Below are 9,517 nucleotides of genomic sequence, written 5' to 3' on the forward strand. Positions count from 1 at the left end.
TCCTCTCCCATCTGCCACAGCATCCAGCATGTACTCGCCTGGTCCCTATGGCGAAGAAAAAGCCAAGCCCGAACCCGCATCAGTCACTACAGACGCAGGCAACGTCACGGAGTGTCGTTGCAGTACTAGGCGAGTGCTGGCACGTGCTCGTGCAGCAGGACACTCTCGTCGTAGTCCAGGAGGTAGGCGTAGAAGGGGCTGCCGGCGCGGAAACCGCGGGCGACCAGCTCGTTGACGCTGAGCCGGTACGTCGCCACAGGCGCGTCCGGCCGGGAGCCCTCGACGGGCGTCGCGCTGAGCTGGGCGAGCCGCTCCGCCACCCGGGGGGCGGCCACCTCCATGACGACATCGCTGACGTCCTGTGCGACAGCCCACTGGAGGCACCCCTTGAGGAGACCGCCCACGGCGCCGTGCGGCAGCTCCGGCAGCGACCGGTCCGCGTACTCCGGACGCACCACGGTCCGGCGGACCTGCACAAGACGGCGGCTGCGGCGGAGCAATCCGCCCAGAGCGGACCAGCCGGAGAGCGGCAGTCCCAGCGGGGAGTACGCGACGAGTTCGGCGCAGGCCACCAGCTCGCCCTCCACCATCACCAGCATGCGGGTGGTGTGGGGCTCGAACGGGTCGGCCTCCTCGGCGCCGTTGAGCAGAAGGCCCAGCAGGTCGGTCTCGGTCCGGCGGTACAGGCTCTCGATGCTGATCCGGTCCAGATAGCTGTGCGCCGGGTAGATGAAGCAGTCCCGGCCGGGGTCCCTTCTGGTCTCGCTGAAAGTGAAGTCCATCTCTCGGCTCCCTCTTGGCTCAGCAGCAGTACAGGGTGGTGCCGCGCAGGCAACGGGGCGGTCAGGCGGTGGCGCGGTTGACGGCGGAAGTGACGGCCTTCAGCCGGGCGCTCTCCTCGTCCGAGGCGAGGGCCGCGCCGTACCACATCGCGCCGCTTACGGTCAGTTGCGCGTAGGCGGCGTAGCCGGTGCCGAGGCTGTCGCCGATGGGGTGCGCGGTCAGCTCGGTGACCTCCGCGGCCACCCCGTGGCGGGTCAGGGCGTCGGCGTACGCAGTGGCCGCGTCCGCCCCCGTGCCGGTCAGTCGGCTCTCCCGGCCGTCCCGGCCGACGACCAGCGCGTCCACGACGGTGGCGCTCTCCCCGGCGGTCGAGTGGAACTCCTTGAGCAGCAGCGCCGGCGCCTCGAAGTCGAGGTACGTCCGGGCGAAGATGGCGCGCAGCTCACGGGAGGTCAGCTCGGTGCCGTCACCGTCGGCGACCTGCTGCACCAGCCTGGCCAGCTCCACCCTCATGCTGCGGGGGAGGTCCAGGCCGTAGGCACTTTTCAGGACGTGCGCCACGCCGCTCTTGCCGGACTGGCTGTTGACACGCACCACCGACTCGTAGGTACGGCCGATGTCCTTGGGGTCGATGGGCAGGTACGGGACGTCCCAGCGCACCTCGGTAGTGCTGGTCCCGGCCCCGGCAGCTTGCCGCTCGATGTCCGCGAGGCCCTTGGCTATGGCGTCCTGGTGGGTGCCGGAGAAGGCGGTGTAGACCAGGTCGCCGCCGTAGGGGTGGCGCGGGCCCACCGGAAGCTGGTTGGCGTACTCGACCGTGGAGCGGATCTCGTCGATGTCGGAGAAGTCCAGCTGCGGATCCACGCCCTGACTGAAGAGGTTGAGCGCCAGGGTCGCCAGGCAGACGTTTCCGGTGCGCTCGCCGTTGCCGAAGAGGGTGCCCTCGATGCGGTCGGCGCCCGCCATGACGGCCAGTTCGGCGGAGGCGACCGCGGTGCCGCGGTCGTTGTGCGGGTGCACGGACAGGATCACGGACTCGCGACGCTCCAGGTTGCGGTGCATCCACTCCACTTGGTCTGCGAAGACGTTGGGCGAGTCGGTCTCCACGGTGGTCGGCAGGTTGAGCGTCACCGGCCGGTCGGGGCTCGCGTCCCAGAGCGCGGCGATGGCGTTGGAGATCTCCAGCACGTATTCCGGCTCGGTGACGTTGAACGTCTCCGGCGAGTACTCGAAACGCAGGTGGGTGCCCCGGGCCGCGTCGGCGAGCCTGGCGATCCGCTCGGCCGACGTGAGCGCCATTCGCTGCACCTCGTCGGCCGTCATGCCGAAGACGACTTCACGCCACAGACAAGCGGTCGCATTGCACAGGTGCACCATGGCCTGGTCGGCACCCTCGATGGCCTGGAAGGTCCGGTCGATCAACTCCGGGCGGGCCGGCGTGAAGACGGAAATCGTCACGTCATCCGGAATTCGGTCCTCTTCGATCAGCATGCGGAGGAACGAGAAATCCGCATCGCTGGCGGACGGATAGCCGACCTCGATGTCCTTGAAGCCCATGCGCACCAGCAGGTCGAACATCCGGCCCTTGCGCTGGGTGTTCATCGGGCTGCTGAGCGCCTGATTGCCGTCGCGCAGGTCGACAGACGCCCAGAGCGGGGCCTTGACCAGTGACTTCGAAGGCCAGGCCCGGTCGGTCGGCTCGGCCGACAGCCGGGGCGCCGAACGGGCGTAGCGCTGGAACGGCATGGCGGAGCCGCGCTGAGCGTTCCACCACGGCTGGTCCGGACGACGCGGGCCGAGAGGAGTCTTGAGTCCCGAAAGGGCGCTGGGCGACGGCGGTGCCTCGGTCATTCCTTGCCTCTCTTGAATACTGCCCTACTGGCAGCCAGCGGTGATTTCTGAACGGCTCGACCATTGATGAGGGAAATCTATGGAGGGGTGTCCTCGTTGTATCCCCGACCGGTCCTCGCGATTACCTCAATCCGCCTTGGGGGCGAACCGGGCGAGAGGCGCCGAATGATGTACGGGAGATTCACCGTCCGGCACGAGAACCGGAGTTTCCTGCGGCAGTACACCGAAGAGCCTCAGGAGCGGCCCTGTCATGGCGGTGGTGACGACCGCCATCACGACCATCATCGAGTAGAAGCTCTGGTCGATCAGGGCCATGTCCAGCGCGACGGCCACGATGACGATCTCGGTGAGGCCGCGGGTGTTCATCAGGACCGCGGTGGGCATGGCCGCCGAGTGGGGCAGCCCCGCCAGCCGGGCGCCCCCGTAGGCGCCACTGGCCTTCGACAGGACGGCCACGCCGATGACAGCCACCAGGGTGAGCACCGCGGCCGGGGTGAAGGCGGACAGGTCGACCTTGGTCCCGGCGACGACGAAGTACAGCGGCAGCAGGATGGCGCCGATCTGCTCCATCTGCCGCATGATCCCCGGGCGCAGGGTGCCGAGCGCGTCGCGCGGCATGACGGCACCGAAGGCGAACGCCCCGAAGATGAAGTGGATGCCGAGCCACTCGGTGGCGGCGCAGGAGACCATCAGCCCGACGATCAGCAGAGGTACCAGCCGTTCGGCGGCCCGGTCGCGCTCCTGGGCACGGCGCACGACACCGCAGAGGAGGGGACGTACGACCGCCACCATGAGTACCAGGTAGGCAGGCACCAGCGCCATGCGCCACTGCTCGGAGGCACCGGCGTACGCGACAACGCCCGCGAGACATATCCAGGCGACGAGGTCGCCGATCGCCGCGGCGGTCAGGGTGAGGTTGCCGACCGGATGCCGGTTCAAGCCGCGGTCGGCGAGGATGCGGGCCAGTACGGGAAAGGCCGTCACCGACATGGCAACGCCGACGAAGAGGATGAACACGGTGCGGCTCCCCGGCGCGTGGGCGGAGGAGAGCGGGATGGCCAGCGCGCAACCCGCCACCAGCGGGACGGCGACCGACCCGGCGACCACGCCCAGGGTGGCGCCCCGGCGGTCGCGCAGATAGGAGCCGTCTATTTCGTACCCGACGACGAACATGAAGACGGCCAGGCCGACGTTGGCGAGGGCGCCGAGCAGGGGCTTCACCTCGGTGGGCAGGACGGCTTCGGCGCCCGAGGCGGTGATGACCATGGGGCTAGCGAGCAGACCCGCGCAGACCTCCCCAACGACGGCGGGCTGCCCGATGCGACGGGCCAGGGAGCCGAAGAGGAGGCCGGCGCCCAGGGCGAGGGAGAGGGCGAGAAAGAAGTCGGTGAGGGTGCTCCCGGACATGCGAAACCTCCAGGACGACAGGGACATGAGGGATGGGGTGTCGGCTGAGGGGGCGCCGCGCGTCACGGGCGGGTGTGCTGCGCTGGCCCCGGGACCGCGGCGTCGTCGGCGAGGTGCGGCGCACCAACGGGCCGACGGGACAGGTGCGGGTGGCGGCGCTCGCGGTGGGCGCCCGGGGCAGGGGGGTGGGAGAGCGGGCGCGGTGAGGGTGCAGGGCTGCGGCTGGCGCCCCGGCGGCCGGGGCCGGGAGCCCTGGGCAGGCCCGGCCGCCGGTTCCGGCGTCAGGCGGCCAGTGCTTCGGCGGGACGGCCGGGAGCCGGCGCGGGAAGCGCGTCGACGGTCCCGCTCGCCGCGGGCTCGGGCTCGGGCTCCGGGTAGGGTCCGGAACCGGGGCCGCCAGGGGCCCCGGGAAGGGCGGGCACAAGCGCCCCCCGCAGCTCCGCGCCGGACACGTGGCCGCGCTCCGTCAACTGGGCGCAGTACGTCTTGACCAGCGGGTGCATGCGGTAGTGGTCGGGCTCGGGCTGGAGCAGCAGGTGCTCGTCGACGAGGTCCTCCAGCATCCGTTCGACCACGAGCGCTGACAGGCCCGCGAGGGCGGCGGCGGTGACCACGTCGGTGCTGTCCCCGTCGGCGGCGCCGAGGATGCGGAGCAACCGTTGGTGAACGGTGTTCAGATGGCGGTACGAGGCGTCGAAGCAGGCCGCCACATCGCCCTGTTCTGTCCGGAGGTCGGACAACCGCAGCTGCGGCTGGGCGAGGCGTCCGGTGAGGTGGGACAGGGGCCAGGAGGGCCGGCGATGCAGTCGGGCGGCGGCGGCGGAGACCGCCAGGGGCAGGTCACCGCAGAGGGCCAGCACGCCGTCGACCGCGGCCGGCTCCGGTCTCGGGTGCCGTTTGCCCAGCAGCCGGCAGAACAGCTCGTACCCGTCCGCGCGGGACAGCGTGTCGAGGGACAGCACCCGGGTTGCCGACCAGGTCGTCATGGTCAGCCGGCGGCGGCTGGTGACGAGGGTCAGACAGCCGTCGCCCACAGGAAGCAGCGGGCGGATCTGCTCGGCGTCGGCGGCGTTGTCCAGGACGAGCAGCACACGCAATCCCGCGGAGCGGGCGCGCCACAGGGCGGCCAGCTCCTCGGCGCGGCAGGTGAGAGACGTCTTGGCGAGCCCGGAGAGCAGGAGCAGTTGACGCAGCGCGGCGTGGTGGTCGAGCGGGTCACGCGTGGCGCTGTGGCCGTGTAGGTCCAGGAAGTACCGGCCGTCCGGATACCGGTCGGCCGTTCGGTGCGCCACGTGCACGGCGAGGGCGGTCTTGCCGGCACCCGGCATCCCGTCGATGGCGAGGACTCTGCCCGAACCGGGACGGGCAGCCTCGTGGAGCAGTGTCCGGATTTCCGTGATGCGTCCAACGAAGTGGGCGATGTCCGGAGGGAGGCTGTCCGGTACGAAGGTGGGCTGCGGCGCGGAGTCGGGTGTGGTCGGTTCCGCGCCCCTGCGGGGGCGGTCTGGAACGGCGGCGAGGTCCGTGGGAGGAGAGGCCGGAGTGCTGCGCCCGGCAGCCGGCGCGGACGTGTTGGAGTCCTCACGCAGCATGAGGCGGTGCACTTCGGCCAATTCCGGTCCGGGGTTCAGCCCGAGTTGTTCGGCCAGCAGCAGCCGGGTCTGCTCGTGCACGGCGAAGGCACGGGCACGGGCACCGGAGCGGTGCAGGGCGAGCACGTACTGCGCGACCATACGCTCGCGCAGGGGATACTCGGCGATCCAGCTGGCCAGTTCGCTGATCAGCGCTTTGTGACGGCCCTGCGCGAGCTCCAGGTCGACGCATTCCTCGATCACGCTCAGTCGCGTCTCGTTCACACCCGTTGACTGCGCCGCGAGGATGTCGCTTTCGAGGCCCGAGAGCATGGGACCGGTCCATAGCGAAAGCGCCGCACGGAACTCGGCAATGGCGTCTGCCGGTCTGTCGGCTGCCAGTTGCGCACGGCCCCGGGTCAATCGTTCGTGGAACTCCAGAAGATCAAGATGGGCGCCGCCGATGTTGAGGCGGTACCCGTCGGCGACCGGGGTGATGACCGCCCCGCTGGCGGCGAGGATGGTGCGCAGGTCCGACACGGCGTTGCGAATCTGTTTGGACGCGGTGTCGGGGGGATGGGTCCCCCAGACGGCGTCGACGAGGCGGTCGATGGAGGTGTAGCGGTTCTCCGATGTCAGGAGAGAACCCAGCACTATCCGATGTTTCATTCCCCGAAGGGGAACCGGGCGCCCGCTCACTTTAAGCTCCAGCGGCCCCAGCACTCGAAACTCGACTTCACGCATTGAAGTTGCGACCCCGATCTCGCATTCTGAATGGATGGTGCGTGATGGCCGACGCACGCGGCACTGCGTGTCGGCGGGGGTGGGGAGTGTGTGCCCGCCCAGGCTGGAGTGGGCCCTGAGCGGGTACTGGGGCGCATGCATCACCATCCCCGTGGCGATGCGGAACTCCGGACGAGGGTGTCGCCGGAGCAGTGCGCAGTTCGTCCGTTGTCGATGGTCAGCGGGTGAACTCGGTCGGACGGGAGGGTTCGGCTGGGTTGTCGGCCTCCCCTCCGGACGGCGACGGGCCGGCAGTCGGCTTCTGCCGGAGCCTGCCCTGGGTGACGGCGAGCAGCGCGCCGACTAGCATGACTACGGCGCCGACAATCTGGAGCCCGTGGAAGGACTCGCCTAGGAACACCACGGCGCACGTCACGCCGAAGACGGGAACCGTGAACATGATCACGGTAGCGGTCGAGGGGCTGACGGTTCTCAGCCCCCGGTAGTAGAAGAGGTACGCCACGGCGGTCGGCCCGATGGCGAGGTACGCGACGTTCGCCCAGGTGGTTCCGGACAGCGCTGTCCAGTCCACGTCCGGCAGGGCCGGGACCGCGAAAACCAGGAGGGCCAGCGCCCCGGCGAGGGTGCCGAACGTGGTTGCGCGCAGCGGGTCCATGCCGACCAGCACCTTCTTCGAGGCGATGCTGTAAAGGGCCCAGGAGAGTGCGCCCAAGAGGTAGATGAGATCACCCGTGAGGCGTGATCCTCCTCCGTCCAGGCCTGCCCCCCCGGCGCCGAGGAAGAACACCACGGCACCCACGACACCCAGCGCGAGACCGCCGAGGCGGGCCGCCGACGCCTTCTCCCTGCCCAGTGCGAGAAGAATTCCTGTGGTGATGACCGGGCTCAGTACCGGAACAATGATGCTTCCGTCGATTGAAGGGGCGAGAGAAAGGCCCCAGAAGAAGAAGAGGTTGTAGGCGAAAACGCCGAGCAGGCCCACTGCGGATGCGCGTGCGATCTGACCCCGGGTAGATTTCTTCCCTTCTGACTTCCGCCCGATCAGCAGAAGCAGAAGAACCAGGATCAGGGCACCGCCTCCGAACCGGAGAACTGCTGCGACTTGGTGCGGCATGTGCCCGACGACCGACTTCGAACTGGCGAAGGCACTTCCGAAGAACGCCATGGTTGCGAGCAGGTATAGATAGGCGTTCGCCGATTCGCCCTGTGCTTGTTTGTCGTTGTTCATGACACACCCCTATGGCGACGTCAGGGGTGCATGCGAGCGCCCTTGAGGACCTTGTCCACCGCATTGCGTGGCCCGTACACGGCCATGCCGACGAGGTCGAGCTGATCACGGTGCACAGCGCGCACTGCAGCCCGGTTGTCCCGATCGTTGTTGGTGGTGAACAGGTCTGTGGTGAAGACGGACAGCGGCAGCTCCCGAGACACCGCCCGCTGGTGAGAGGTGGTCAGGGCTTCCTTGCTTGCCTCGAAGACCAGCACCGGCTGACGGAACATGGGCAGGTACGCGGTGTCGTCGGCATCCACGTACGGCTTGCCGATCACCTCCGGCACGGCCCGGCCGATACCGCTGACCAGAAACGCCGTCATGTTGAGGCGCTGCCACATCTGAAGGTCGTCCCGCAAGACCACAGCGATCTTTGTCTCGAAACGAACAGGTTCGTTGACGATTTCCATGAAGTTGATTCAACCGCCCTGGCCACGCTCAAGTCTTGTACGATCTTTGCATGGTTGATCACTCTCAGATTCGGGCCTGGCGGCCGCCCGTGGCGGGAATCGACGAAGTCTTCCATGCACACATCACTGACCACGTGTACCCCATGCATACGCATGAGATGTGGACACTGCTGATCGTCGACAACGGCATGGTCAGATACGACTTGGAGCGCCATGAGCACGGCGCTCTCGACCAGACGGTCACTTTGCTGCCTCCGAACGTCCCACATAATGGACGCTCGGTCACGCCGGACGGCTTCCGAAAGAGAGTCGTATATCTCGATGCCTCGCAGTTGGAGGACAGCCTCATCGGGCTCGCGGTGGACAGCCCGGTCCTCGACGACCCACTGCTGCGCCGTCGCATTCACCAACTGCACCTGACGCTGGAGGACCAAGGGGATGAACTGGAGGCGGAGAGCATGCTGGCGCTGGTGTCCGAGCGGCTGCGGGACCATCTCCACCGGCGCGTAGAGGACCGGGCCCAAGTGCAGGACTCCGGGATCGCGCACCGGTTGCGCGAACTGCTCGACGAAAGGTTCGTGCAGGGTATCAGCCTCCAGGAGGCTTCCGAGACGCTGCACGTCCATCCGGCCCATCTGGTCCGGGTATTCAGCCGTGAGCTCGGCATGGGGCCGCACCAGTACCTCATCGGCCGCAGGGTCGATCTGGCCCGCAGGCTGCTGCTGCGCGGCATGGCACCACGGCTGGCGGCCGCTGCGGCCGGCTTCTACGACCAGTCCCACTTCAACCGGCACTTCAAGCGGTTTCTGGGCATCAGCCCGGGCCGCTACGCTCGCAGCGGCGCCGCCCGTACGCAGGCCGTCGGCCTCGTGCGCTGACGTCGTACCACGGCACCGGGACGGGCCGGACGCTGCGGGCATGTCCTCCCCATCCGGGGTGGCACCGCGCCCGAAAGCATCGACGGACCCACCGCACACACTCCAGCCCTCGCTGCCGTCGCCTACGACAGCCACGTCCTTCGCGACTATCGAAATTTCGTTCACCTGCACCGCGAGTTCCGGGAATCTCACGCACCCGACCGAGACACGCTCAACGTCTCCTTGTCGTGAACGGCGCCCTTATTGAGGCGGAACTGTTGAGTTGCCTGGCTCGTTGGTGGGGTGTGGCTGAGGCTGGGGATCTGCGGCGGGTGGCGCCGGCGGGGCGGGAAGTGGTGCGGTTGCGGGTGGTGGCCGCGTTGGAGTCGGGGCAGGTGAAGGGGTACCGGCAGGCGGCTGAGGTGTTCCAGGTCGCGGAACGGTCCGTGGGCACCTGGTGGCGTGCGTACCAGGCGGGTGGCCGGGAGGCCCTGGCGGTGCGGCGGACGGGCCGGCCCGGGCCGGGCCGGGCGAGCGGATCAGTGCGGAGGAACGGGCCGTGCTGTTCCAGGCGATGGCCGAGTACACCCCCGAGGAACTGCTGATCGGCGGCCCGCTGTGGAC

9 protein-coding genes are annotated in these 9,517 nt (G+C 68.6%); 3 read left to right on the plus strand and 6 right to left on the minus strand.

Annotation, left to right across the window (positions count from 1 at the left end; genetic code table 11):
- Nucleotides 1-125: 125 nt before the first annotated feature.
- The 3 genes from LJ221_RS21420 to LJ221_RS21430 all read right to left on the minus strand — a co-directional run bounded on the left by LJ221_RS21420 (nucleotide 126) and on the right by LJ221_RS21430 (nucleotide 4,041).
- On the minus strand, nucleotides 126-782 hold the full coding sequence (locus LJ221_RS21420; protein ID WP_241718360.1) for a hypothetical protein: 657 nt from the start codon (nucleotides 780-782) through the stop codon (nucleotides 126-128).
- 61 nt (nucleotides 783-843) lie between these two features.
- A complete protein-coding gene (locus LJ221_RS21425; protein ID WP_241718361.1) occupies nucleotides 844-2,634 on the minus strand; it encodes a 2-isopropylmalate synthase in 1,791 nt (596 codons plus the stop codon).
- A 126-nt stretch (nucleotides 2,635-2,760) separates the two neighbouring features.
- On the minus strand, nucleotides 2,761-4,041 hold the full coding sequence (locus tag LJ221_RS21430) for a cation:proton antiporter (RefSeq protein ID WP_241718362.1): 1,281 nt from the start codon (nucleotides 4,039-4,041) through the stop codon (nucleotides 2,761-2,763).
- Nucleotides 4,042-4,115: 74 nt separating this feature from the next.
- Between LJ221_RS21430 and LJ221_RS23550 the strand changes: the two genes are divergently transcribed.
- A complete protein-coding gene (locus tag LJ221_RS23550) occupies nucleotides 4,116-4,247 on the plus strand; it encodes a hypothetical protein (protein WP_302852050.1) in 132 nt (43 codons plus the stop codon).
- Nucleotides 4,248-4,322: 75 nt separating this feature from the next.
- Here the strand turns inward: LJ221_RS23550 and LJ221_RS21435 are convergent, their stop codons facing one another.
- From LJ221_RS21435 to LJ221_RS21445, 3 genes are all read right to left on the minus strand, one after another.
- On the minus strand, nucleotides 4,323-6,266 hold the full coding sequence (locus LJ221_RS21435) for an AfsR/SARP family transcriptional regulator (RefSeq protein ID WP_241718363.1): 1,944 nt from the start codon (nucleotides 6,264-6,266) through the stop codon (nucleotides 4,323-4,325).
- Nucleotides 6,267-6,573: 307 nt separating this feature from the next.
- A complete protein-coding gene (locus tag LJ221_RS21440; protein ID WP_241718364.1) occupies nucleotides 6,574-7,584 on the minus strand; it encodes a DMT family transporter in 1,011 nt (336 codons plus the stop codon).
- A gap of 20 nt (nucleotides 7,585-7,604) precedes the next feature.
- The gene (locus tag LJ221_RS21445; RefSeq protein ID WP_241718365.1) at nucleotides 7,605-8,036 is read right to left on the minus strand and encodes a DUF2000 domain-containing protein; all 432 of its coding nucleotides are present in this window, start codon (nucleotides 8,034-8,036) and stop codon (nucleotides 7,605-7,607) included.
- Nucleotides 8,037-8,086: 50 nt separating this feature from the next.
- Here LJ221_RS21445 and LJ221_RS21450 point away from each other — a divergent pair, with 50 nt between their 5' ends.
- Together LJ221_RS21450 and LJ221_RS24040 are read left to right on the plus strand one after the other, a co-directional pair.
- Nucleotides 8,087-8,914, plus strand: coding sequence for an AraC family transcriptional regulator (locus LJ221_RS21450; RefSeq protein ID WP_241718366.1), 828 nt, complete (start codon nucleotides 8,087-8,089; stop codon nucleotides 8,912-8,914).
- Nucleotides 8,915-9,264: 350 nt separating this feature from the next.
- On the plus strand, nucleotides 9,265-9,498 hold the full coding sequence (locus tag LJ221_RS24040; protein ID WP_374228527.1) for a helix-turn-helix domain-containing protein: 234 nt from the start codon (nucleotides 9,265-9,267) through the stop codon (nucleotides 9,496-9,498).
- Nucleotides 9,499-9,517: the final 19 nt, after the last annotated feature.

It is taken from the genome of Streptomyces sp. CNQ085, assembly GCF_022614595.1.
In the GTDB taxonomy this organism is placed as follows: domain Bacteria; phylum Actinomycetota; class Actinomycetes; order Streptomycetales; family Streptomycetaceae; genus Streptomyces.